The following is a 25,424-nucleotide window of genomic DNA, read 5'->3' on the forward strand; positions in this document are numbered from 1 at the left end:
ACGGCAGACCAACCACCACCCAGGGGGAACCATGCGCCTGACCATGCCGAGCGGCACCCCGGAAGGCATCCCGCTCACCGTCATGCCGTTCCGCGAGGACGCCGTCATCGGCACCATGTCGCTCGCGACACTGGTGCGGCTCGTGCCGTCGCCGCGTCAGGAGGAGGACCCGCGCCTCCTCAAGAACGCCTCCGGGCACGACCGGAAGCACGCCGAGCTCCGCTCGACCGTGCAGCGGACCCTTAAGTCCCAGAAGGGCAAGAACATCCCGGAGTACGCCGAGTACATCGCGGGCGGCATCCTCGGCAAGCACGGCTCCGCCTGGTCCACGCCCCCGATCACGCTCTGGCACGCGGGCGATGTCGCCGCGATGAGCGAGGAACTGGTCCCCGAGTCGGGGCTGCGCACCCTGACCGTCGCCCCGGACGCCATGGTGATCGCCATCGACGGCGAGACGCAGACCACCGCCTGGCACGACATCTATCGCGACCCGGAGGCGTTCGGCCTCACCTACGCCGAGCTCAGCCGGCGGGTCCGTATCCCTTTCGAGCTCTACCTGGGGATCTCTCCGGCGGACGCCCGGCAGATCTTCTACGACCGCAACGTCAAGGGCATCGACGTCGCCAAGAACCTGGCCATGTCCATGGACCAGCGTGACCTGGCCACCCGCCTCGCCTACACCATCGGCGAAAAGATCGAAGTCGAGACCAGCGGAAGTCGCGTCCCGTTCGGCACGCTGGTCAACGCCGGCAAGCGGCAGCTCACCCGGGCCGACAAGGAGGTCGTGACCCTGTCCGCGCTGCGGGCGTTGATCGTCACCACCATCTTCGGCGCGAAGGGCGTGCAATACTCGGCGGCCAACGTGCACGAGGGAGACCTGCCGCCCAACACCGACGCAGACGAAGTCGGGCCGGTCGTCACCCGCCTGGTGTCCCGGCTGATCACCAGCCACTTCCTGGAGTTCGCCCGGCGCAGCGCCATCACCGCCCCCGCTGTCATGGCGGGCCTCGGCGTCCTGCTCCACCGTGCCACCCCCTGGTGCGCCCCTGCCGACGCCGTCGGTTACGAGACCGTCGAGCGCCTGCTCGCCGACGTCCGCTGGGAGCGCGAGCCCGCCTACTGGGAGGGCGTCTGCGCCACTGTCGGGGCCACCGGACGGCTCAACTTCAGCGGCGGCGTGAAGGACTCCGGCGGCCGCGTCGCGGGAGCGCTCCTCAACCCGCACACGGACCTGGGCCGGAAGATCCGGGGTCGGCTGACCTGACCGTCCGGCCGTGCCCCACCTGTGGGGCACGGCCACCGACGGCTCCCGATCCCGCCCCCGACCATCCACCTCGCGCGACCTGGAGGCCACCATGGCGACCGCCGAGCAGACGGAGTTGGTCCGTCGCCTCGCCGACGACTTCACCGCCCTGCAGGACGCCGTCCTCGCCCGCATGAACGGCGTCTGCGCTCCGGACATCGCAGCGGCCCTGGAAGATGCCTCGCTCGCCGGCCCCATCGTCGTCGGTCTCGCCCACGCCGATGTCCTCGCTCGTGGAGCTGTCCGCATCGCTGAGCTCTCGGCGCAGACCCCTGGAGAGAGGCACCGTCTGCGGGTGCACGCACGCAAGGTGCGGCGGGCCCGGTCGCAGGCCGAGGCCGCATACAAGGAGCAGTGTGCCCGCATGCTCGCCGGCCGTCATCGGCCGGTGGAAACGCTGGAGCTGAGGGTGGCGCGCATGGCCTACCCGGAAGTGTACGCCGAAGCCATGGCGCAGGAGCTCCGCGACAGGGGACTGCCGGACGGTACACCGCAGGCACCGGAGAGCGACCTCGTCCGATGGTTCTGGGACCGCAGGGCTGCGGTCGGAGGCGGGCTGCCGGAGCCGGTCCGTGAGCTGAGGGATTGCGATGAGGAGGCCTTCGTCCAGGCCCTCCTCCGTGATGCCCGGGACGAAGAGAATCCGCATCTGCTGCACGACACCGTGGTCGAACGGTGGAGCCGCCAAGCCCGAACCGCGCTGGCCTGGGGACGTTACGCCATCGGCCAGGCCGAGCGGGACGTGCACGCCGCCTCCCGCTCTGCACGGCAGACCCGACTGCACGCTCTGGAGGACGCCTACCAGGACGCGGCGGTCCTCGCCGCCCGCGCCCGAGAAGCACGGATACGGGTCGCGGAACTCCAGGACCGGATGTGGGCCTGCACGACGACGGAGCCCGTCGCGGGTCTCGCCGCCGAGTGCCGCGCGGCGGCCCTCACGCGCTTCGCGGACGCCCGGCCCGAACTGTGGGAAACCGTGCAGGAGCTGACGGCGCAGCACCAGGAGTGCCCCGAACAGGCCGACGGCTGTCCCCGATGCCACCGCGCCCTCGCCGCACCTCTCGTCGAGTCCGGCCCCGCCGACAGCGGGGAAAACGAGGACGACGACGGCCCGACGGCGGTTCCGGTCGACGGGGACCGCTACGCGGTGCTCGCGGATCTGCCCGACAATGCCGCCGTGGCCGTCGCCGACGCCACCGTCAACGACGAGTCCGCGCTGTGCGGATACGGCTGGGCCGCTGAGGACGGTGCCACCGGATACGGCGACTCCCTGGCCTCCAGCAGCGGCGAAGCGGAGATCATCGGCATCTGCGCGGCCGCCCTCAGCCTCCTCGACCGTCACGAGGACGTACCCGTGGTCGTCCTGTGCGACAGCATCCAGGCGGTCCTCGCGGTCTCCAGGGTCTTGAGGACCACCGAGCGGACGGTGATTCCGCGTGCGCTCCTCTTCCCGGAAGGCCGCGAGCTGATGGAGAAGCTGCTGCTCCACCGGCACCGCGTCCAGGTCCGCTGGCTGAAGGGCCATGTCGGACACGACCTCAACGAGGCAGCGGACGCGTTCGCCGGCCTCGCCCTCCGCCGGGTCAGCGGCCGAATTCTTCCCGCCGCGGCCCGCAGGGAGGAGACCCGGATCCTGCGCTCGCTCGGTTCCGGAGCCGGCACCTTTTCGATCGCGGCCTGAGGCCGCCCCTGTCTACGTAACTGTCCCCGGAGAAGAGGAGGAAGGCCCTCTATGGCCCACCCCCGTTGGCGCCACATCCTCATGGAGTCGCAGCGATACGCCCTGAAGGCGCTCGACGAATGGAACTGCTCTCGCGGCTCGTACAGCGACTTCCTCACCCACATGCACAAGGCCTGGCACTACCTGCTCCACGCCGAGTTCCGCAAGGACGGCAAGGACTACCACTACCGGGACCGCAAGACCAACCGCTACCAGATGGTTGACGGCGAGCCCAAGGCCTGGGACCTCGAGAAGTGCCTGAAGGTGCGGTTTCCCGACAGCAACGACTTGGTGCGTCGCAACGCTGAGCTCTTCGTCGCCCTGCGCAACAAGGTGGAACACCGCTACGAACACAACCTTGAGGTCATCACCGGGGGCAAGGCGCAGGCCTACGTCGTCAACTACGAACAGGAGATGACCAGTCACTTCGGCGCCGAGTACAGCCTGGCCGACCGGCTCCGCTTCCCGATCTCGATCCAGGCGCTGACTGCGGAAGGATACGAGGAGATGCGGAAGGCAGCCCGGAAGCTGCCGAGGAAGACCCGGGACCTGGTGGCCAAGTTCGAGGCGGGCATTGATCCGTCGATGCTCGACGACCCGAAGTACGACTACCGCGTTCGTCTCGTGCCCATCATCGGCTCCAAGACGGACGCGGACCTGGCGGTCAACTTCGTCAACCTCGCCGATCTGAAGGAGGAGGAGCGGCGGACCATGGTGGAGGCGGGGCGCCGGGGCACCGTCATCACGCGGGACCGCCATGTCGAGGTGGCGGACAAGGATCGGATGCGCCCGTCGCAGGTCGCCGCCTGCGTCGAGTCGCAGCTGCCCTTTCGGTTCAGCGTGAGCCCGGAGCACACGGAGATGTGGAAGCGGCTGAGGGCCCGTCCGGAGGGGGACGCTGAGGACCCGTACGCCACGGACGCCAAGTACTGCACGTACAGCGAGCCCTTCAAGCAGTACGTCTACACCCGGGCGTGGGTGCAGCGGATTCTCCGGGAGATCGGCTCGGTCGAGAAGTACCGGGCGTTCTTCGGCAGGGAGCCGCGGATGAAGACGGAGGCCGCCGAGGTTCAGGAGGCGGCGTAGGCGAGTCGGCTCCCGAGGAAGCGGAACGGGTGAGGCGCGATTTGTCCTCCAGGCGGGTAACCTTTAGTTGAAGGGCGAAGCAACTGACGCTTCAGTGCATGTCGCCCTGAACGAAGGCCCTGACCCGGCCTTCCGGCCCGGCTGCTCGACTGCCGTCGTGGCCACTGGGGAAAGTGGTGGGGATGAATGGAGACACCTGCCCGCGCAGCACACCGTTAGGAAGTGCCGGGCGGTGACGGCCGTGGAGGAAAACCCGGCCGAGGGGAACCGGCACCCGAGGAGCGGCCGGTGGCAGCCCGCTGTCTGTGGCGGGACCAGGCGAAGCACAAGACCGTTCCGAGCCCGGGGGAAATGCAGACAGGGCGACGGAACTTCTCTTTTGGGGACAGGGTGGACCATTCATACGAGGCGTGGCAGGAAGTGCTGGCCGAAGAGTTCTTCGGGTGTCAGCACGCCGGCCATCCGACACTGTTCTACGTCGACGACGACGTAGAACAGGAACTCAGGCACGGATACGGTCTAGAGGAGCCCCTCACCCAGTGCGTGGGCAGATTTCTGCGGCTGGGGATTGCTGAACCGTACGGCCTGCTGGAGGAGTACCGCTGGCGCAGGCGGCAGCACGACAAGGACGGTGTGCCCGCGTTCCTGCCGCTGCTCGCCTGCTCGGTGATCGCCGCCTCCCGGATGGTCAACGACCGGAATCACCGGGCCACCGCCTACCACGCTCGCTTCTCCGAACTGCTCACCGGCGACGACAAGCGGCTCGGCAGTCAGCACTACGAGCCCGTATCCCGCATGTGGCAGGTGCTGGCTTCCTGGCAGCACAGCCAGAAGGGCGCGCGGGGCCTGTGCACCATCCCGGCCCCCGCCGACCTGCCCTCCAACCGCAGCATGATCGGCTTCGCCCAGTCCCAGGCACTCCTCAGCGGCGCGGACCGGACCTTCATGCCGAAGTTCTTCCGGTCCCTGCGGGAACACGGCACGACTTGGCCGCTGCCCGGTGAGACGCTGCTGGCCCAGATCGAGATTCGCGGCATGGAGCGGCATTTCTCCAAGGGCTTCCGCAACGCTCTGCACGAAGAGGAGTTCCGCCCCCTCCTGGCAAAACTGATCGGCAACTACGCGGCATCCTGGGACGGCTCGGAGGAGTTGGTGCCCACCGGTGTCACCCGCGCCGAACTCCTGGTGCGCCTGGACGCCGGGCGTCTGGGCTGGGTGGCCCGGCTGCGGTCCGCAGAGCAGAAGCAGCGCGTCGAACTGAAGGGCGGCGTCGTGCTCGAGCAGCTCGGCGACACGGCCTACTACGAGGTCAGTGACCTGCCCGCCCCCAGCGCGGAGAGTCTCACCAGGGGCGTCCGCCGCAACGGGGAAGGGCTTGTGCTAAGCCGCCCGGCCAGCTCCGTCGTGGTGCTCTCACGAGACGACGTGCTCGGTGTCTGGGCGAGCACCGAAGGATTCCGGCCGGGAGAGGCACACGTGGTGCTGGCCGCCCCGGCCGCACAGCGGGACGTGCAGCGACTCCTGGACAAGGCCGCGACCTCCGGACGGAAAGCCGACACCGGCAAGCTGGCCTGGGTTCCCCAGGGCTGGTCCTTGCACAAGCCCGTCGTCTTCGACAGCGCGGTCACCCTGCGACGGGCTCTCCAGGAGGTCCAGGGCGCGGTCGGCCTTCTCCAGCCGCCGGCGCAGTTCAAGCTCCGCCTCGAGGGCGGACTGAAGCTTGCACCTTCGCTCGATCCTTACCTGTACCTGACCGGAGGAGAGCCTCAGGTCGTTCTCCCGGACACCACGGAGGGTACGGACGTCCTCCTGGTCGACGGTGAGGCGCGGGCCGAGCTGGGCATGGCGATCGCCGCGGGGGGCGCCGTCCCCCTGGCCGGGCTCGGGCTGGAGCCGGGCCGCCACACGGTGAACTACGCGGGCGTGGAGATCGAGTTCGCCACTGCGGACCAGTCCGTCGTCGAACCGAAGATCGCGAAGATCTGCGGTTTCGCCGTCGTGGACGGGAAGGCTTTCGAGTCGTCTTCCGTCCTCGAAGGGGATGCCCTGACCACCGGCATCATCGGGGCCGACTGCGCAGGTGCCACTCCCGACGACGAGACAGGAGTCACGGAACTGTGCCGCCGGGACGCGGACGAGGTGCTGTTCGCGGCGGCCGACGGACGGCTGTGGACGCTGGAGCGCCCCGAGCACCCCGACTGGTGGGCTGAGCGCCTTCCCGATACCCCCCTTTCCCTCCACTTCGAGGCCGACTTCCACGGCATCGGCGGCTGGCTCCTGGAGCGCCGGAATGGACGCTGGACAGGCAGCCCGGTCAACCCCGGTACGCCGAAGCCGGCGCACGCTGCCAATCCGCGGGCATGGGCCTGCGCCGTCCTCAACGCCCACCAGGCGTCCGACGAGCCCTTGTGGGCCGTTTACGTACAGGCCGCGAAGGAGCTCGACCGATGACGGAACCCATCAGAAGCAACGAGCTCGGTGGTCTTCTCCTGCGCTGGCTGAGCGAGAGCCGCAGCGGCAAGGCGTCCGCGCTGCGCGACGGCGTGCGCGGCCAAGCGCATGCGCGTGGCCTGGAGCTGAAGGAGTATGCCGACTGGAACTGGATGCGCGGTGCCACAGCCCTCGGCTTCATCGACCTGGACCTGCGCGCCGACCGCTGGTCGGTGGCCCCGCCGGTGCTGACCCGGCTGCCCCACGCCGACGGCCTCGCTCTGCTGACCGGTGCGCGCACCGCGCGGATCAGCGCGCACATCGCGAAGGCGGCACAGGAATGGATGGAACTGATCTCTGTTCCTCACCGGCCGGATGCAGGTGAAGTGCCGCTGCCCGACACCCTCCTCGTCCAGTACGAGGACCTGAAGACGCTGCGGGACACTGCCGAATCCCTGGGTGTCCGCTACGTCCCCTGCGCAGCGCGTCAGTTGGCGGAGCTGCTTCCTCAGGCGGAGCTCGGCTGCGAGGCTGCGCCCCCAGGAGGGAGCACGGCCAACACGCTGGAGAAGTACGAACCGCGCTTGCAGCGGTTCGTCGCCATGGACCGGGACGACGAGGACGGCCTGTACCGTTGGCGCGGAGCCGACTACGCGCGCCTGACCCGCGTCCGCCGCGACGGCGTCTTTCACGCGGTGGAACGTGAAGCGGGTATCTACCTGGAGCTCGCCCGCCATCGCATCAGCGCGATGCGCTGGCGGCCTGAATCCGGGCCGGGCCGTGCTGGCGTCGGTCGGCTCTTCGTCGACCGGTACGCGCCCCTGCCCGCCCTGCACGAGCGCGCGGCCGTCCTGTGCAGTGGCTTCCCGCCCTCCACGAGCAGGCAGGCGCAGACCCGCGCCTACGACAACGTGCCGAGGGCACTCGCCGACGCGATCGCCGCCTCACTGTGCCAGACCTTGGAGATCATGCCGCGACCGGCGGCCACCGTCGGCGGGAGGACGAAGTGAGCATGGAACAGCAGACAGCGGCGATTACGGACATCGACGCCCAAGACGTTCTGGGCACCTTCGACGACCTGCGCAGCGCGCTCTTCCGCTACTACGACACTCCGTTCTGGGTCGACGACCCCTCCGTCATGAAGGAGCGGCGCGATCTTCTGGACCGGGACAACGGCGCCTGGCGCGATCCGTTGATCGAACTGCGGCCCCAGTACGCCTCGCAAGACATCGGCATCCCCGAATCCTTCGCCGAAGCAGGGGCACACCCCGACGCGGCCGAGTTCGCCCGGTTCACGCTCCCCGACGGTGTGACCAGCCTGTACCAGCACCAGCACGACGCCCTGGTCGCCGCCTGCCAGGGCAAGGACTTCGTCGTCACCGCCGGCACCGGTTCCGGCAAGACCGAGTCCTTCCTGTTGCCGGTCCTGGCCGACCTGGTCGCCGAGTCCGCCCATTGGAAGGGCACCCGCGCGGTGCAGCCGGAGTGGTGGAAGGGAGAAGCCGACTTCGTGCCGAGCCGGCGAGGAGAGCACGGCCACGCCGCCGCCATGCGCGTGCTGATCCTCTACCCCACCAACGCCCTCGCCGACGACCAGCTGGTCCGGCTCCGGAAAGCCCTCGACAGCCGCCAGGCCCACGAGTGGCTGGACAGGAAGCGCAACGGTCACCGCTTCTACTTCGGCCGCTACACCGGGGCCACCCCCGTCTCCGGCAGCCTGGACTCCGAACCGGCGAACTTCCGTCTCCGGCAGTACCTGCGAGAGGTCGAGGACAGGCAGCGGAAGGCCGACAAGAAGCTCGGCGAGGAACTGCGGTCCTTCATCCCCCGCCTCGGCGGAGCCGAGATGCATGCCCGCTGGGACATGCAGGCCGCGCCGCCGGACATCATGGTCACCAACTACTCGATGCTGAACATCATGCTGCTCCGCAAGCAGGAGGAGCACATCTTCAGCGCCACCCGGAAGTGGCTGGAGGAGACCCCGGGCGCCCGCTTCACGTTGATCCTCGACGAGCTTCACATGTACCGCGGCACAGCCGGCACCGAGGTGTCCTACTTGCTGCGCAACCTCCGCCAACGCCTCGGCCTCGACAGGATGCCCGAGAAGTTTCGTGTCATGGCCGCCTCGGCCTCACTGGAGGCCGGGCGGGACGACGAGTTCCTTGACGGGTTCTTCGCCCTGTCCGGGTCCCGACGCGTGATCATCCCCGGCAAGGCCAAGGAGGTCCCCGGCGGGGGTGACCTGGCCGCGCACGTCGAACGCCTCACCGACGCGGCCAAGGCCGCCATGACCCGGGACGAGGCAGCTGCTCTGGGACGCGACACAGGGCTTGGTCCCGCGCTTCACCGCGCGCTCACTCCCGACGGAAAGCCCCGTGCCCTGCCCGCCACGGAACTGGCGAGGACTCTCTTCCCGGACGTTCCTGCCGAGCAGCGGCGGGACGCTCTCCATGGCGCTCTGCGGGCACTCGGAGCCGCAAAGGACTCCGGGCTTCCGCAACTCCGAGCCCACTTCTTCTTCCGGAACATCGAGGGTATCTGGGCCTGCTCCGACCCCCAGTGCCCCGACATCCCCGTGGAGCACGGACCCGAACGCCGAGTCGGCCGCATCTTCGCCGAACCCACCTCCCGGTGCACCTGTGGCGCCCGCGTGCTCGAACTCCTCTCCTGCCAGGCCTGCGGTGACCTCATGCTGGGCGGCTACGCCAGCCCTCAGGACACCAGTAAGCGCACCTTCACAGGCGCCCTGCACACCGACTTCCCGGATCTGGACCTGCTGCCGGACGAGAACAGCGGCGCGCCCACCGCGGCGAACTACGTCGTCTACTGGCCACGCCCCAAAGGGCTCGGTCTGGACGACCCCGCCTGGCACGCGGGCCTGTCCGACGGCGGTCCGCAGGTCGAGTTCGCCTTCCGTCGGAGCGCCTACCAACCGGGGACCGGCCGTCTGCAGAACCGCGACGTCCACCACACGGGATGGTCGTTCCACATCTCCGTGCCCATGGATAAGGAGGGGAAGAAGCCGGCGTACGATCCGGCCCGCTTGCAGGCATTCCCCACTCGTTGCCCCGCCTGCGGCGACGACTGGGAGATCAAGCGCGACCGGGACGGCCGCTACGTGCCGCTGGAGTCGCCCGACCGGCTGCGCAACGCACCCGTCCGCAGGATGCGTACCGGCTTCTACAAGATCAACCAGGTGCTGGTGACCGAAGCCCTTGGCCACCTCCCCGAGGGCCAGCGGAAGGCGATCGCGTTCTCCGACAGCCGCGACGACGCCTCCGAACTCGCCAGTGGTCTCGCCCTCCGTCACTACCAGGACCTTCTCCGACTGCTCAGCGCCCAAGCGGTCGAGAGTCAGGGAGACCCGTTCGGCGACCTCCAACTGGTGAAGGCCCATTACGAGAAGCAACCGGTGGACCGCGATCAGGCCCGGGCTGCTATGAACCGGATGCGGGAACGCCATCCGGCCGACTGGGGACGCTTGAAGGCGATTCTCACCGACGACCTCGATGCCGAACCCGAGCTCCTGCCCGACCTCGAGCGGAAGTTCTCCGAACTGCCGTCGCTCGACGACCTTGCCACCGACCTCGAAGGCAGGCTTCTGACGCACGGCACCAACCCCGCCGGCCCCGCCGCCTCACTCCAGCAGACCTCCGCGGAGCAGCCCTGGACCGTGCTCTACAACTGGGAGCGCGACAGGGAGTCCGTGGTGGAGACCCAAGCGCAGCAGGAGCTGCTCGACCGCCTCCGCACGCGTCTCCGCCAGGAAACCGTCGGCAGCCTCTTCTCCGGCGGCGGCCGTGACTTCGAGTCGCTCGGTCTCGGCTGGCTCTGCCTGCGTGACGACCGCTCGCCCACCGAGGTCAGCCCGGACAGTGACCTGGCTGTGGCACGTGCCAGTCTGCGGATCCTCGGCCTCATGCGCCGCTTCAGCAGGATGCGCGGAGCTCTGCAAAGGCCACCCGCGCCCTTGAAGCGGTTCTGGCAGAAGGTCGCCGACCGCCAGGGCACCGACATGGAGACGGTCAAGGACCGGGTGCTCGGCGTCTGGAAGGACGCCGTGGTCGAGTACGTCATCAAGCCGGAGAGGGTCGCGCTGCGACCGGCGGAGAACAAGACCTGGACGTGCCCTGCCTGCCACCGGCCGCACCTGCACCCGGGTGTGGGGCTGTGCACCAAATGCCTGATCGAGCTGCCTGGCGAACCCCGGCAGTACAACGGTGTCCTCGAGGACGACTACTACGCCTGGAAGGCCGCTCACCGCACCGGCGACTTCCCCCTGCGCACCGCGGAACTGACAGGCCAGACGGACCGGCTGGAGGCCCAGCGCCGGCAGAGCCTCTTCCAGGACGTATTCCTCGGCGACGACGATGTCCCCCAGGCGGACGGGCTGGAGCTGCTCTCCGTGACCACGACCATGGAGGCCGGCGTCGACATCGGTCCCCTCAACACCGTGATCATGGCCAACATGCCCCCCACCCGTTTCAACTATCAGCAGCGGGTGGGCCGTGCGGGCCGACGGAACAGCCCGGTCGCCGTGGCCCTCACCGTCTGCCGCGGACGCAGCCACGACGAGCACTACTTCGCCCGGCCGGAAGCCATCACCAACGATCCGACTCCGCCGCCCTATCTCGTTCTCGGCATGGTCTCCGTCTTCCGGCGGGTGCTCCTGGGAGAAGTCCTGCGCCAAGCCTTCGTGCCTCTGCAGCCGGGGGACCCCAGGAAGGGGCCGGACATGACGACGAATGTGCACGGACAGTTCGGTCTCGCCGCGGACTGGACGACACACGGTCCGTTCGTCCGCCGCTGGATCGCAGAGCATCCGGACCGCATCAGGGCCGCCGCCGATGCCTTGCAGGCCGGCACGCCGGAGAACATTGCTGCCATCGACCCGGTGGCCACCGTCGACGAACTCCTCGATCGGATCGACGACGTCGCAGCCCAGGCCGTCGGACACTCCGACCTCAGCCAGCGCCTGGCGGAGGCGGGGCTTCTGCCCATGTTCGGGTTCCCCACTCGATCCCGCCTCCTCTACCGCAGTATCCCGAAGAAGACCTTCCCCTGGCCGCCGGCCGACTCCGTCAACCGGGACCTCGCCGTCGCCCTCAGCAAGTTCGCGCCGGGCAGCGAGACGCCCCAGGACGGCCGCCTGCTCCGCTCGATGGGCGTGGTCTCCCTGGTCCCGAGCGGCCGCGGAGTGCAGGCAGCCGAGGAGCCCTTCGGCCCGGAACAACTGGTCGCCATGTGCCGGATCTGCTCCCACGTGGACCCGGAGGCCGTCATCGACCCTGAGAGCGGAAGCGCCGGAACCTGCCCGGCCTGCGGCGCGGAGAGCAAGTACTACAAGGCCGTGCCTTTCCGGGAGCCCGCAGGCTTCCGAGCTGCTCCCGAAGCACGCGACTACGACGGCTACAAGGAAGTCGGCTCCAACGCCACCAGCGCACGGACCGCCACGGACCTCGAGAAGACCGCCCCACGGATTCACCGCTCCGCCGACGACTGGATGGTCGTGCACACCGGCAGCGGCTCCCGGTACATTGTCAACACCAACGCCGGCAAGCTCTTCCGGTTCGCCAAGAGCCCGGCGCCCTGGTTCGGGTACCGGGCGGTGGACAATCCGAAGGCGGAGGCGGACCTGGAGATCGCCCTCGGCGCCACCCAGCACACCGACATGCTGTTCATCGGCGCCAAGGGAGCCCTCGACACCAGCAGAGGACTCCGCTTCGACATCTCGAAGTCGCAGCAGATCGACGGCTTCCCCGAGGCGTACCACGGTCGGCGTGCCGCCTGGTACTCCCTCGCGGCCCTGCTGCGCCGTGCTGCCGCACCACACCTCGACGTACAGCCCGAGGAACTCCTGAGCGGCATCCACGGCTCGGACGCTCCGGTGGCTGCTCCCGTCATGGCCTACCTGGCGGACAGCCTCGACAACGGAGCCGGCTTCAGTACCTACCTCGGTTCCGAGCAGCACATCGAGGAGTTCCTTCAGGCTGTCGACCAGTACGTACAGGACTTGGAGGAGGATCACCATGCACTGCACTGCCGGAGCTCGTGCTACGCCTGCCTGCGCGACTACTCCAACATGCGTCTCCACCCGCTGTACGACTGGCGACTCGCACGCGACCTCACCGACGCCCTGCGCGGCCGGGAACTGCGGATCCTTTCGGACGAGCACGCCGTCCTGCTGAAGGCGTGGGCGAGCGAGGACACCGCTGTCGAACTGGCGGACACCGCTGCAGGACCCGTGGCGCTCTTCACCTCGGACTTCACCGGCGAGCCGGTCGCGGTCGCAGTCAAGCACCCACTGGAATCCGCCACCGAGGAGTGCGGGACCGAACGGCTCCAGAAGCTGCGGCATGAGGTCCGTTCCAACGGTCTCGCCACCCAAGTTGTCTTCGCCGACTCCTACAGCCTCGACCGGACGCCTGCCGCGGTGATCGAGCAGGTGCGCAATTTCGCGGAGGAATTCTGATGATCACAGGAAATCTCCCGGGAGGGGGCCGGGACGAGGAGGTGCACCGGGAGGAGTTGCGGCAGCGCGAGATCGCCCGCCGCCTCGCCCTCCGCCAGGCCCGCGAGCAAGCGCAGGGTGCTGGAACAGCTCCGTCCGCAGCAGCCTCCGATACCCCCGCCCTCGTCACTTCGCAGCAGCAGACGGAACCGGTCACGGCTGTGCTTCCGCCTGTTCCCGAGGGATTCGCAGACCGGGCGGCGTGGGAGCGCGCCCGTTCCTTTGCGGAGATCACAGTGCCCGACGTGTTGACGATGGGGGCCGGAGCTCTGACGGCGCGGAAGCTGGCTCGCGCTGCGGCCGAGGCAGCCTCCCGGCACGACGACCCGGTCGGAGGCGTCTCGCTGCTGGCCATGGCTCAGGACCATGGACTGGACGTCCTCAGCAGCCGGCTTGACGAGCGTGCCCGGGCTCTGCTGGAGGACAAGCCGCTCGCGCTCCCGGGGGAGTCGGGCAGCATGTGGCAGATCTACCAGGATGACCGCCGACTGATGGACGGCAATCTGCCCGCCGCGCGGCAAAGGGTACTGCTGGCGGAACTTCCTCGGCCGCTGCTGGACGACTACATCGACGAGGAGTGGATCAACGCCGTTCCCGAGCGCGACGGCAGCTCCCGCGCGGCCTACTTCCGTGCCCGCCTGAACCCGGAGTCCCTCACCGACGAAGAAATGGATCTGCTTGCGTGGCCCCTGGAGAGGGAGCGCCGAGAGGCAGGGCCGGGAACAGAACCCGGCGCTGACTGGCCAGAGGACTGGCGCCTCCTGGCGAGGTTGCAGGCCAACGACGCCAAGGCCATCACCGAGGAGTGGACCGACATCCTGCCGCCGACGCGGAAGCTCCTCGACGCCCTGCGTGAAGTGCAGCGGACCGGAGAGGTCCAGGACGAACTTGTTGCCGACGAAGGGCTGTGGGTTCTCCTGGAGCGGATCCATCCCAACGTGCACAGCCGGCGGGAGAAGAGGTTCAACAGCTGGATCGCCGTGCGCATCATGCTCAGAGCCGTCCGGCAGATGCACCATGCCCTGCTTCGGGGGGACGCCGAGACGGCGGAACAGCGGCGGAAGGCCGCTGTCACCGTGGCCATGAAGCTTCGGCACCACGCGCAGCCTGCGCGCTGGGAGGCCCAGAACATCCAGGCCTACTTGTGCGCCGGCCCGGGGATCACGGAGGCCCTCGCTTTCCTCGAGCGAGACGCCGAAGGCCGTCCCGCGGTGGCGGAGCAGCTTGGCCAAGCCACCCTGGCCGTACTGCGGAAGAATCGGAGCGTGCTCGAGAGCCGCTCCCGCGCCGAACGCGACCTGCCGCCGCTCAACCCGTATCTGGTGCTCGGCGTGCCAAACGGTGCGGATGACTGGAAGGACGCCTGGCGGAAACTCAGAAGGATGCTCGACGACCGTGGCCGTGTCCAGATCAACCGCGCCAAGGACATGATCGAAGGAGCGGCCAGGGAGCAGCGGGAGGCGTCCTGGTTCGCCGTCCCGCTCACCCCGCACCGCTGGAAGGACCCCGCTGTCTCCAGCCACCGGCTGGAACTCCCGCCCGAGCCCTTGCGGAGGCTCACCGAGCCGCCTACGGACAGCGACCGCGAGTGGTCTCGGAGCGAGGCGGCGCGAGAAATAATCACCAAGGCGACAGAACGCCTTTCCCCGGCTGCCGATGATGTCGCAGCCCTTGAAGACGCAGAGAGCAGCACATCGTGAGCAATAATGCCGGTCGAGGCCGCAAGGGGTCCGGTCCCCGTGACGGAGCCAAGAACCGGGGGCGCGGGCCGAACAATGGAAGTGTGCGAAATCGGGGTGAACAGCGGGCCCTCGAAGCTGCCCCCTGGCGGGCCGAGGAAAGCCGGATGCCCCAATTCGCACCTGGGGTGTTGGATGCCGCGGCGATCCTGAAGTCGGTGAACGAGGCACTCCTGCCCGTGGTGGAGAAGGGGTTGGAGGAGGCCGCGGAGAGACTCGGCGCTGCCCTGACGGACAAGGGGACCGAGACCGATCTGGTTTCGGTCCTTCAGGCCGAGTTGATGCGCAGAGTGCTTCCCCAGTTCTCGGAAGCGGTGCGTGCGGGCGTGCTGGAGGGCATCCGCACCCGGCAGATGCACCTGGCCCAACTGGCCGTTCTGCACCGACAGGCGCTCGAGGCGAAGAGCATGCAGGCAGTACTGACCCGCCTGGACCACGAGGTGGCGAAAGCAGGCCTGCAGATCGTCGGCGACAGTGGTGACCAGTCGCTGTTCAACATCGTGGAAGAACAGCCTGGTGTGATGAAGCGAGGGCCGGTGGTTCTCGAAGTCATCACCCCCGCCTACGTCGACAGGGAATCCGGGAGGCTTGTCGAGCGCGGATGGCTGCGAGCCACTCCCAAGAAGCCGTCGACGACGGTAGCAGCGGACAGGGCGGAGCCGGGGCGGAAGCACAAGGCCGCGCATACGAACGCGCACAAGAAGCAGTACAGCGAGGCCAAGGAGGGCGATGGGGATTCCCCGCCCAGGAAGAAGGCCCATCGAGGCCAAGGGCCTCGAAGGCCTTGGGCGGGGAAGGCCGCGCAGCCTCACGCCGTTGGCGGCTCTGAAGCAGTGAAGTCGGTGGAAGAGTTGCCAGAACGCCCAGGGGAGCAAGAGCCGGAGCAGGGACGGACATCTCGAAGGTCCACGGCAGGGGGCGGTCAGCCGGCTCGCACGGACGGATCGCGCGGTGACGCTGAATCGCAGCGGGGTACGCCAAACGGCCGTGCGCAGCAAGAGCTGGGGTTCAAGCAGACACTGAGGGCCGGGGCTTACAGGCAGAGGGATCGGAAGGGTACGCGATGAGCTTCGGAATCGATTTCGGCACGAGTAACTCGGTTGTCGCCCGTTGGAACGGGCACGCCGTCGAGGTGCTGCCGGTCGACAGTGACAACGTGCCCGCGCAGTGGCAGATGGCGGAGTTCCAGCAGCTTTTCCCCTCCGTGCTGTCCGTCCGCGACCTCCAGCGCACCCTCTGTTTCGGCTGGGAGGCGAAGACCGGCACCAGCGAGCCCCTCGACGCCGTGAAGCGCATGCTCGGTACCCGTTCCGGGGCAGAGACGGACGACGACGGGCTCGAGGTCGCCGCCCAGCTCGAGGAGCACCACGTTTGGGTGGGCTCGGAGAATTTCCACAGCACGGTCGCGGCCGCGTCCCTCTTCAGCCGGATGAAGGAGGGGGTCTCCGCCCAGCTGCTGGACCTCTCCGACGCGGTCGTCACCGTCCCCGCCAACGCGACGGGCGGCGCCCGTTACCGCACGCGCGCCGCGGCGGTACTCAGCGGCGTCAAGGTCCGCGCCCTGCTCAACGAACCCACCGCGGCTGCGATCTCGTACGTCCATGAGATCCCGATCCCTGGTAAATTCCTCGTCTTCGACTGGGGCGGCGGCACCATTGACGTCACGGTCCTCGAATACAAGGACGGCCTCTTCGAGGAGCAGACCTCCCGCGGCATCACCGCCTTGGGAGGCCTGGAATTCGACAACGTGCTGGCCCAGCTGATCCAGCGGAAGATCGGCCTGTCTGCCCAGCAGCTCACCAAGGCCGAACGCCGCCGGTGGCGTCGGTCGGTCGAGCTGACGAAGATCGCCCTGTCCTCCGTGCCGATGGACGGAGCACTCTACTTCGATCTCCCGGTCGGCCTCGCGCCGTCGGTCTCGAAGCGCGAGGTGCGAATTACCGCGGCGGAGTACACGGAGGTGATCACCCCGCTCATCGCCCGCGCTCTGGGGTCGGTCCGACAGGCGTTGGAGGATCTGGCCATCGCCCCGGGTGACATCGATTCGGTTCTGATGATCGGCGGAACGTCGCAGATCCCCCAGGTGCGTCACGCTCTGGGCGAGCTGATGGGGCACGATCGCATTGTCGACAGCGGCCTGTGCCGACCCATGACAGCCGTAGCCCGGGGCGCGGCGATCTATGCGGCGTCCCTGGACGGGGATCTCGGGGATGACAGTGACTTCTCCCTGGTGAGCAGCTTCGACCTGGGCACTGCTGTGAGCGCCGGCGGACAGAAGGGATTCCGTGCGATCATCCGGCGGAACTCCACGCTCCCGGCCGAGGGGTCGGACAACTTCTACCCGGACAGGCCGGGAGCGTCGTCCGTGCGCGTACCGGTCATCGAGGGTGAGGTCGGCTATACGGCCGACAGCGACCGTGCCTTCCCGCTGGCGAACATCGAGGTCAGGCTTCCGAGCCGGGAGCAGGACATCCGCCGGAACAAGATTGAGATCAAGTTCCGGTACAACGAGAGCGGCATCCTGCACTTCACCGCCACCCACGTCGCAACCGGCACAGTGCTTGACGAGCGTGAAATCGATTCGTTCGGTCCCGATGGAACCCCGCTGCAACATGGCCTGGAGGACGAACTGACTCGCCTCCTGGCCCACACCATCCGCCCGTTCGCCGACGGTTCCTCCACCGCCCGGTATCTCTCGGCAGCCGAAGCGGCGAACACCCGACCCGCGCCGATCGACGTGTCCGTGCGCGTGGTCGAGGCTGACGCGGCAGTCACGGTCAACGGGGAACCACAGGGGGCTGTCACACGAGGGTTGTGACCGCTCGCGTGGGCTGTCGACGGGCGCACAACTCCCTGGGCTGTTCCGGTCGTGGTGTGCATTCGGTGTTGCAGGGGGACTGCATCGGGCGGGTTGAAGACGCAGGCGACAGTCGCCATGCGTGACCGGTTGGCGATCTTGCGGGACGAGGCGTCCGCGGACTCTACGACGTGCAGGCGCTGGGAGTGGAGAGGATCCGTTCCCAGCGCCGTTGCGCTGCGCCGCATTGCTGTGTCAGGCGGTCGTTTCATCGACTCGGGCGATCTTCCGCCCCACCTAGCTCTTCCGCGATCGAGACAAGACGAGAACGTCGGCGGTCCATTCGTCGTGCAGCTGTCCTACGGCCCCCATGCCGCGTCCGTCGAGACGGTCGGTTTTCCAGACGGCCAGCGTCCGGGAGCGGCCGGCCAAGACGGCTTCCTTCACCTTCTCGAATTCGTCGCGCCGGACATGGATCTTGCTCGCGCTCCGCTGTTCGAACCACACATGCCGGATCGACAGCCCTTCCGTGCCGCACCAGCGCACGATGTCCCTCAGGTGGGCGCGGAGGGTGGCCAGGTCCTCGCGCTTCTTCGATCGACGGTGTACGCGTCGACCAAGACCCCGGGGGCCCCGACAGGAACCCGGTCCAAGCCCATGTTGGTCAGTTCGTCCGTGCTGAAGCCCAACGCCGCCAGCGCGGCCTGATCCGCTCTCGCCACTACGTTCACACCCACGGTAGAAAGTCAGATCACCGTGAGTGACATGGGGACTTACTCCACCGCACCCCGGCGATCGAGATCCCGTCGCTGCGCTGAGCGGAGGCGCCAGCCACCGGCACCCCCGGGCGGGGCGGATCCGGAGGCAACGACGGTGCCGCCGGGCAGGAGGAAGGCCGGGCCGTGCTCGCGCAGGACCTTCGGCGGACCCGGTGCTCGCCGGGCGAGCAGCCGGACGACCGCGCGGGTGCGCGGGCGCGGGCGGTGGACCCGCCGGTCCCCTCACGGGAGACGGCGGGCACGGCGCCCCACTCCACGAGGGCATGGGGCGGGTGGAGCGCGGCCCGTCCCGCGATCCGTGCCGTCCGGCTGCCGGGCCGGGTCAGGCGTCCGCGGCGGTCTCCTTCCCGGCCGCCGTGACCTTCACGGGTTCCGTACCGGTCGCGCTGTGCCGCTCGGCCCAGTGCTCGAGCGCCGTCCGGCAGGCGTGGTCGAGGTGGTGCAGGCCGGAGAGGTCCAGCTCGACGGGGCGGTCCCGGGGGAGGGACTCCAGGCTGTCGAGGATCTTCGGGAGCCGCAGGAAGGTCGCGTTGCCCGCCAGGTGGACCTGGACGGGGCCCGCGCCCTTGTCGACGACCTCTGTCCTGAGGTGTGACGCCTCCCAGGCGGTCTTGGCCACGGCCAGGCCCAGACCGATCAGGACGCCTTCGAACATGTTGACCACGACGATCGACACGGCGGTCACCACGAGGATCAGCGCCTCTCCCCTGTGGCCGCGCCACAGGGACGCGATCTGGCGGAACGGGATCAGCTTCCAGCCCGCGTGCACCAGGATGCCGGCCAGGGCGGGGATCGGGATCAGGGCCAGGGCCCACGGCATCGCCGCGGCGAACAGCAGCAGCCACACGCCGTGCAGCACCCGGGAAGCCTTGGTCCTCGCGCCCGCGGCCACGTTGGCGGAACTGCGCACGATCACCGCGGTCATCGGCAGCGCGCCGAGCAGACCGCAGACCGTGTTGCCCGCACCCTGGGCGACCATCTCCTTGTCGTACTGGGTGCGCGGACCGTCGTGCAGCCGGTCCACCGCCGCCGCGCTGAACAGGCTTTCCGCCGAGGCGATCAGCGCGAACGCCACGACGGTGCCCCAGACGGCCGGGCCGGCCAGTTCACCGAACGCCTCGGCCCCGGGCGGCTGGACGACGCCGAGCAACCCCTCCACCCGCACGGTGGCCACCGGCAGCTCGAAGGCGGCCGTGGCCGCCGTGGCCAGGACCACTGCCGCGAGGGCACCGGGCACGGACCGGACCGCCTTGGGCGCCTTCCTCCACAGCACGACGACCGCGACGGTACCCGCGCCGACCAGGAGCGAGACCGCCTCCCCGGTGCCGCTCACCGCGTCGGCGAACGCCCCCGGCAGGCCCGTGATCTTCCCGAGGCCGGTCGCCGGGGCGTCCAGGCCCGCCGCCGCGTAGATCTGCCCGGCGATGATCACCAGGCCGATGCCGCAGAGCATGCCCTCGACGACGGAGACGGATATCGCCCTGAACCAGCGGCCGATCCTCAGACAGCCCATGGCGAGCTGGAGCAGGCCGGCCATGAGCACGATGACTCCGAGCGCACCCACGCCGAACTCGCTGACCGCCTCGAAGACGATGACGGTCAGGCCCGCGGCCGGCCCCGACACCTGGAGGCTGCTGCCCGGCATGAGCCCGGTGACCAAACCCCCCACGATGCCGGTGACCAGACCCAGTTCGGCCGGGACGCCCGAGGCGACCGCCACGCCGACGCACAGCGGCACGGCCACGAGGAAGACGACGACGGAGGCGAGGAAGTCCTGCCTCAGGTGAGGGAACGTCGACAGCACCGTCACGTCCCCCTTCGGAACGACCGGAACACGGCGGAGCCGACGCGCCGTTCGCGCACGACGCAGGCGCGGACCTCGTGGTACCGGCCGCGCGACCCGCCGGGCCGGGCGCCCGCGAGCAGGGCCGGAACGACCCGGGAGCCGGAGCAGGTGGTGGAGGGGACGTCGGGGGAGGAGTGCCCTTCGCCGGGACGAGCGAACTCCTCGGGGCGGCGTCCGGACCCGCGGGCGTTGTCGATGAGGGGTTGCATGACGTGATGACTCCTTCTGGCGCACCGTGGGGGGGCGCGTCGGACGTGCGAGGACAGGGTGGGGGCCTGTTCCGTCGCTCAGCGACGGAACACCTTGAGGAGTGCCGGGTGGGCGGTCGAGGAATGCGCCGGCGGTGTGGCGCCGTCGGGGATGCCCGAGCGACCGGTCGGGTCGCGGAGGGCACGGGGAAGCGGCAGGGCACCGGCATGCCGGGAGGCACCGTTCCGGGAAGGCCGACTCCGGACCCGGCCCCCTCCACGGCTCGGAAACACGCACCTCGAGGCAGCTCACTACCTCTTGTATCAACGGCGATTGGTCAACGGACAGTCAAAAATAAGTTAACTCTGCAAAGGTTTGTCCAAGGTTAACTACGTGTTACCGGGCGGAGAGAGGCCGGAAATCGGGGCAAGGCTGGCGTGAATGCGCGCCGTGTCGGGGGAGGGCCGACCGGCAGCCGGGAGCGGCTCGGTGATTACCGGCCACACCGCACGGTATTCGGCCGACGGCCGACCACAAGGGGCCGTCGAGGCGGTCCCGGTGATGACCGCAGACGTGACCCGATCCGTGCGGCTGCCGTTCCGCGACGGACGCCGGCGGCCCCGGCCCGGCGGCTCCCGGCGGGATCTCCTTTTGCGTGCCGGGGAGTCGGTGATTCGGGGAGCCGGCGATTCGGCAGGGGTGCGATGCGGAAATGCCTCCTTTCGTGACTGCCGCCCACATCGGCATGAGTCGTCGCCTCCGTTCGGAATTCCTCTCCCGCTCGGGGTGAATTGCCGCATCGACGTGATCGTCCACGAGTTCCCGACCGGGACGCGGTGGATGTACCCGCTGGAGAAGTCCGGCGATTGGCGGCCGTCCGCGACCGGTCGCGGATGCGGGCGGACCGAGGACGCGCGTGCCCCCACCTCGGTGACGGCGCGCCTGTGGCTCTCGGGTGACCGGGGCAGGACCTGCTGGTCAGGCGTCGGTGGGCCGTCCGGAGCGCGTCGAGCTCGTGAGGCGGATCCCGCAAGGGGGAGCGCATCCCGTACTTCCCCGCGATGGCCGCCGGGGTTCGACGGTGGTCGCCGGGCGGAAGGCGCGTCGGATCAATTGACCGGACCGCCGAAGAACCGCGCTGTAGCGCTGCTCGAATCCCGGTGGAAATCAGCTCGACCGGCCCTCGGGTCCGGGGGGTGACGCCGACGTGCGACCGTGCCGAGGAATTCCTGGCGCCCTGGTGTCGCCCGCCGGGCGGCGTCCGGCGGCCGACGGGCTCGAGGTGATCGCCGCCAAGGGCGGTCGGAGCGAAGAGGTGCAGGTCGGAAGGACCTTCGAGCGGCAGCCGGCGTTGCGCGCCCCTTCCGGGAGGAGCGCGGCGCACACGCCGCCGCGGCACACGATGCCGGTGCGCGTGTGGCCGAAACAGGACTCCTGGTCCTCCCCGGCGCAGGGTGAGCGCCGATTTCGGCCCTCCTCAGGGGCGCCTCGCGCGCTCCGCGGGGCGCGGGACGGCGAGGCGGGGCCGCGGAGCGCCACCGGGTACGCGTACGGCCACCGGCCGTTCGACCCGGCTCCGGGTTCCGGCTCCGGGGTGCGCGCAGGCCGTCGCGCGGCTCCTCCCGGAGGCCGTGCGCAGGCGCAGGCGCCGCGGTGAAGGGCCTTCGTGTCCCGTCGCACCGGAACGGCCGGCGCCCGGAGTTCGCGCCGGTGGGCTTCGGCATGGGCACGCTGTCGCCGCCCAGGAGCGTGCCCTGTGCGGGGCGGACGCGTCCGCCGCCGCGGAGCCCTGGCAGGCCGGCGAGGCCGGCGGGACCCGCGGGGGCGGGGCGCGCAGGACCCGGCCCCGGTCCGATGCTGCGGAGGACCGGGGCCGTGGTCGGTTCGAAGGAGGAGGCGTCAGCTCACGACGAGACCGCGCCGAGGACGCGGGCGAAGCCGGGCTTCGCGCCCTCGCGTTCCACCATGATCCGTGCGTCGGCAGCGGAGAGGAGGGCGTCGGGGAGCGGAAGGTCCACCAGGAAGTCCCCGTACTCGTGGGAGGGGTGTTCTCCCAGTTCGAGCCTGGTTCCGTCGCCGGTCAGCAGGTGCACCCGCCAGACGTCGGCGCCCTGGGCCGCGGGGCCCGTCGCGGCCACCCGCAGGGTGCGGTCCGCGAGGATCTGCGCGGTGGCGACCACGGCGGTACGCCGCACGGGTTCCCCGAGGGAGTGCATCGGACCGTGCTTGACCAGCGGCCTGCGGTCCGTGTCGGGAAGGTGCACGGCCACGACCTCGCCCACGAACATGGTGTGCACGGGGAAGGGGACGGTGTCGCGCAGGACGCATTCGAGGGCCACCAGGCCCCCGTCGGCCCACGGGGTGCCGATGACCTCCGGCGTGCCGAAGCTGAGGAGTTCGGCCCCGGTCTTGTCGATGTCCCCGATCGAGAAGCTGCCGGCGAAGTCGGCGAGTTCCGCCTGCTCCTCGGAGCACAGCGTGAGGCTGAACTCCCCGCTCAGAGGGAGGAGTTCGCGGGTCCGTGCCCGTGGACCCAGGACCACGGCGGCGTACAGGGGATCCTTGTTCACGAAGTACGACCACTCCGCGGACATCACGTTCACGCCGTCCTCGTGGCGCACGGCCACCAGACCGACGGTGCTCGTGGCCTTCTTCCACAGCTGGCCGGGGATTTCGCGGGACACGTGCCACCTTGTCTGCGTCGGGTCGGCTCCCGGGACCGGGGCGCCGATGGCGGACCGCCCATCCAATCCCTTGGGTCACACGGTGAACAGGCTGATTCGAGCCATCGCGCCACCCGCGGCCAAAGAGCCCGGGGCTACCCGTCGCTCCCCGGCGCGACACGTGAATGCGGCGTGATCCAGGCCACATCGGGCCCCCTTGCTGCAATTCGCGAAATCCTTGTTCAATCGACCCCGCAACCTGGATTCGAATGATGCGAAAGGGGGTGCTTTCCCATGAAGAAGCCGGTCCGCCGCAACGTCGTCGCCGCGAAGTGATCATTTCTTCGCCCTACCCGCAATTGATGCGGGATTCGAGGCCGGCCGACCCGGACATTCATTCCGGTCGGCCGGCTTCGCCCACCCTCCGGCAGGTAATCGACAAGGGGACGGTCGCTGTGGAACTGACAGACCGCGTCATAAGAATTCTTCACGTCCAGGGCACGGGTCTGGTCGTTTCGGACTCCTTCGGCCGTGTCCACGTTCTCGACGAGGAACTGCGGCTCCTGCGTTCCTCCCCCCGGGTCCGGCAGGGCCGGCCGCTCTACGGCCTCACGGTCGCCGACGGCTGGGTCATCGGCAAGGACCGCATGGGCGCGGTGTGGCGCTGGTCGCTCGAGACCCTCGACCTCGTCAACCGCCTCGACCCCGCCACCGTCTGCGACCCGTCGACCCTGATCGAGGGCGAGGAGCCCTCCCCGGTCAGTTCCCGGGGCATCGGCGTGTGGGAGGGCCGCGTCTTCGTCACCAGCGGCTACCACCACCAGATGCTGGTCCTCGACCTGGCCACCTTCGACGTACTGGAGATCCGTCCCAACATCTGCGGGACCAGCCCCATGGAATGGGCGTCCACGGAACATCCGGCCTTGCACGCGATATCGGACAAGAAGGGGAATCTCCGGTTCGGAAGTTTCTCCGACCTGGAGTTCCCGGTCCATGTGAAGCTCGACGACGGCAATATCCACCGCGTCCGCTACGACGCGAGGCACGACCGTTTCTGGTGCACCCAGGACTTCGGTGAGGGCGAGACCGCGGACATCGCCAACGGCGTGGTGACGGTAAGGCCGGACGGGACCAAGGAGAGCGAACTGCTCTTCGCCCGCGACGACGTCGAATTCGTCGCCTTCTCCCCCGACTTCACACGGGCGTACTCCGGCGGATTCGACGGCGAGCTGTACGTGTTCGACAACACGGACCGGGAGCTCCGCGTCGAGCGCGTGGTGACCGGGTTCTCCCACCAGCTCAGCGACATCACCGTGAGCCCGGACGGCGACCTCTACGTCCTGTGCCAGGACGGGGAGATCGTGCGCCTCGCCCCCGACGGCTCCTTCGTCCAGGGGCTGGGTTTCCGGCGGCAGGCGGTCTGGGACATCCAGCCCTCGGACGAGGACCCGTCCGTGCTGTACTGCGCCACCGACTCCGGCGTCGCGGTCGCCGAGGTCCGTCAGGTCGCCGGCGGACCGACCCTGCACGTCCTGGAGGACCACGAGACCGGCCACGGCTTCACGCGACGCGTCGCACCGGTGGACGGCGGCTGGATCGGCATCAGCCGTGACCGCCGGGTCTTCCGCGCCCGCCGCGGCGGGGAGGTCCTGTGGAGCCGCCACCTCCCGGAAGCGCTGCTGCACACCGTCGCCGCCTCCCCGGACCGCACCCGCGCCCTCGTGGCGAGCAACGCCGGCGCCGTGGAACTCGACACCACGACCGGGGAGACCCTCGCCTCCCTCCGCGTGGACGGGCTGCCGGTGTGGGCGTGCGCCTACCTGCCGGACGGGAACCGGGTGCTGACCACCCGGAACGGCGTCGTCGCCGCCTTCGCGCCCGGCCACGACGAGCCGACGTGGCGCCTCGACCAGGGTGAGTACCCCAAACGCATGTGGGCGCAGGACGGCTTCCTCTACATCGTCGGCGACGGAGGGCTCAAGGAGATCGCCGTCGGCCACGGCGTGACCCGCCTGTGGAAGGACCTGCTGTCCAACACCGCCGAGAACGCGGCCGTCGCCGACGGCCTGGTCTGCGTGAGCTCCTACGGCATGCAGGTGGCCGCCTACACCTACGAGAACGACGAACTCGTCGGATTCATGGAGGACCTCCCCGACTACCCCAAGGCCCTCACCTTCGTGCGCGACGACAGCGGCCGGCCGTACCTCCTCCTCGGCTGCCGCACCGGCCTGCTGTCCCTCTACCGCCTGGACAAGTCGCCCGAGGAGGGGACGTTCGCCGCACTCGAGGACCACTGGCTGCCGCGCCGCCCCGCCCGCTACACGCTGCGGAGCCTGCCGTCCGCAGCCGGGTGAGGGAGCC

13 protein-coding genes and 1 pseudogene are annotated in these 25,424 nt (G+C 69.3%); 10 read left to right on the forward strand and 4 right to left on the reverse strand.

Translation table 11 applies throughout. The features are described 5' to 3' along the window. Window positions 1-31 precede the first annotated feature (31 nt). The 9 genes from A2U95_RS29130 to A2U95_RS29170 all read left to right on the forward strand — a co-directional run bounded on the left by A2U95_RS29130 (window position 32) and on the right by A2U95_RS29170 (window position 17,607). Entirely contained in the window at window positions 32-1,264 is a 1,233-nt protein-coding gene (locus tag A2U95_RS29130) for a DNA sulfur modification protein DndB (protein ID WP_166028500.1), read from the forward strand. Window positions 1,265-1,274: 10 nt separating this feature from the next. After that, window positions 1,275-2,984 (forward strand): ribonuclease HI, encoded by a 1,710-nt coding sequence (locus A2U95_RS29135; protein ID WP_166028502.1) that lies wholly within the window; start codon window positions 1,275-1,277, stop codon window positions 2,982-2,984. Between the two features lie 51 nt (window positions 2,985-3,035). Beyond that, window positions 3,036-4,109: a DUF3644 domain-containing protein gene (locus tag A2U95_RS29140; RefSeq protein WP_166028504.1), complete on the forward strand. Its 1,074-nt coding sequence runs from the start codon at window positions 3,036-3,038 to the stop codon at window positions 4,107-4,109. Window positions 4,110-4,397: 288 nt separating this feature from the next. Then, complete coding sequence (locus A2U95_RS29145; RefSeq protein ID WP_166028506.1) at window positions 4,398-6,560, forward strand: hypothetical protein; 2,163 nt, start codon at window positions 4,398-4,400, stop codon at window positions 6,558-6,560. Then, window positions 6,557-7,549 carry a hypothetical protein gene (locus A2U95_RS29150; protein WP_166028508.1) on the forward strand — a complete coding sequence of 331 codons (993 nt, stop codon included), beginning with the start codon at window positions 6,557-6,559 and terminating at the stop codon, window positions 7,547-7,549. Before A2U95_RS29145 ends, A2U95_RS29150 begins: the two co-directional genes overlap by 4 nt. 2 nt (window positions 7,550-7,551) lie before the next feature. After that, window positions 7,552-13,011 (forward strand): DEAD/DEAH box helicase, encoded by a 5,460-nt coding sequence (locus tag A2U95_RS29155; protein ID WP_166028510.1) that lies wholly within the window; start codon window positions 7,552-7,554, stop codon window positions 13,009-13,011. Then, the gene (locus A2U95_RS29160) at window positions 13,011-14,750 is read left to right on the forward strand and encodes a hypothetical protein (RefSeq protein WP_166028512.1); all 1,740 of its coding nucleotides are present in this window, start codon (window positions 13,011-13,013) and stop codon (window positions 14,748-14,750) included. Before A2U95_RS29155 ends, A2U95_RS29160 begins: the two co-directional genes overlap by 1 nt. 197 nt (window positions 14,751-14,947) lie before the next feature. Further along, window positions 14,948-15,856, forward strand: coding sequence for a hypothetical protein (locus A2U95_RS29165; RefSeq protein WP_166028514.1), 909 nt, complete (start codon window positions 14,948-14,950; stop codon window positions 15,854-15,856). Continuing rightward, the gene (locus tag A2U95_RS29170) at window positions 15,853-17,607 is read left to right on the forward strand and encodes an Hsp70 family protein (protein ID WP_166028516.1); all 1,755 of its coding nucleotides are present in this window, start codon (window positions 15,853-15,855) and stop codon (window positions 17,605-17,607) included. The genes A2U95_RS29165 and A2U95_RS29170 overlap by 4 nt, the downstream gene beginning before the upstream one ends. Window positions 17,608-17,883: 276 nt before the next feature. On the opposite strand, the gene A2U95_RS29175 is transcribed toward A2U95_RS29170, so the two are convergent. From A2U95_RS29175 to A2U95_RS29190, 4 genes and pseudogenes are all read right to left on the reverse strand, one after another. Further along, entirely contained in the window at window positions 17,884-18,132 is a 249-nt protein-coding gene (locus A2U95_RS29175; protein WP_166028518.1) for a recombinase family protein, read from the reverse strand. A 555-nt stretch (window positions 18,133-18,687) separates the two neighbouring features. Continuing rightward, window positions 18,688-20,166, reverse strand: a complete 1,479-nt coding sequence (locus A2U95_RS29180) for a SulP family inorganic anion transporter (protein WP_206283112.1) — start codon at window positions 20,164-20,166, stop codon at window positions 18,688-18,690. Between the two features lie 101 nt (window positions 20,167-20,267). Next, window positions 20,268-20,420: pseudogene (locus tag A2U95_RS29185) on the reverse strand (carbonic anhydrase); the annotation flags it as partial. 1,884 nt (window positions 20,421-22,304) lie between these two features. Continuing rightward, entirely contained in the window at window positions 22,305-23,084 is a 780-nt protein-coding gene (locus A2U95_RS29190; RefSeq protein WP_166028520.1) for a flavin reductase family protein, read from the reverse strand. 434 nt (window positions 23,085-23,518) lie between these two features. On the opposite strand from A2U95_RS29190, the gene A2U95_RS29195 reads away from it, so the two are divergent. Next, entirely contained in the window at window positions 23,519-25,417 is a 1,899-nt protein-coding gene (locus tag A2U95_RS29195; RefSeq protein WP_206283110.1) for a WD40 repeat domain-containing protein, read from the forward strand. The last annotated feature ends 7 nt before the right edge of the window (window positions 25,418-25,424 follow it).

The sequence above is a fragment of the Streptomyces chilikensis genome (assembly GCF_001642695.1).
Classification (GTDB): Bacteria; Actinomycetota; Actinomycetes; order Streptomycetales; family Streptomycetaceae; genus Streptomyces; species Streptomyces chilikensis.

Bases quoted from the DNA above. Each gene is read 5' to 3' on its own strand.
- A2U95_RS29170 (WP_166028516.1), top strand. From the start codon at position 15,853: ATGAGCTTCGGAATCGATTTCGGCACGAGTAACTCGGTTGTCGCCCGT.
- A2U95_RS29155 (WP_166028510.1), top strand. From the start codon at position 7,552: ATGGAACAGCAGACAGCGGCGATTACGGACATCGACGCCCAAGACGTT.
- A2U95_RS29140 (WP_166028504.1), top strand. From the start codon at position 3,036: ATGGCCCACCCCCGTTGGCGCCACATCCTCATGGAGTCGCAGCGATAC.
- A2U95_RS29150 (WP_166028508.1), top strand. From the start codon at position 6,557: ATGACGGAACCCATCAGAAGCAACGAGCTCGGTGGTCTTCTCCTGCGC.
- A2U95_RS29130 (WP_166028500.1), top strand. From the start codon at position 32: ATGCGCCTGACCATGCCGAGCGGCACCCCGGAAGGCATCCCGCTCACC.
- A2U95_RS29160 (WP_166028512.1), top strand. From the start codon at position 13,011: ATGATCACAGGAAATCTCCCGGGAGGGGGCCGGGACGAGGAGGTGCAC.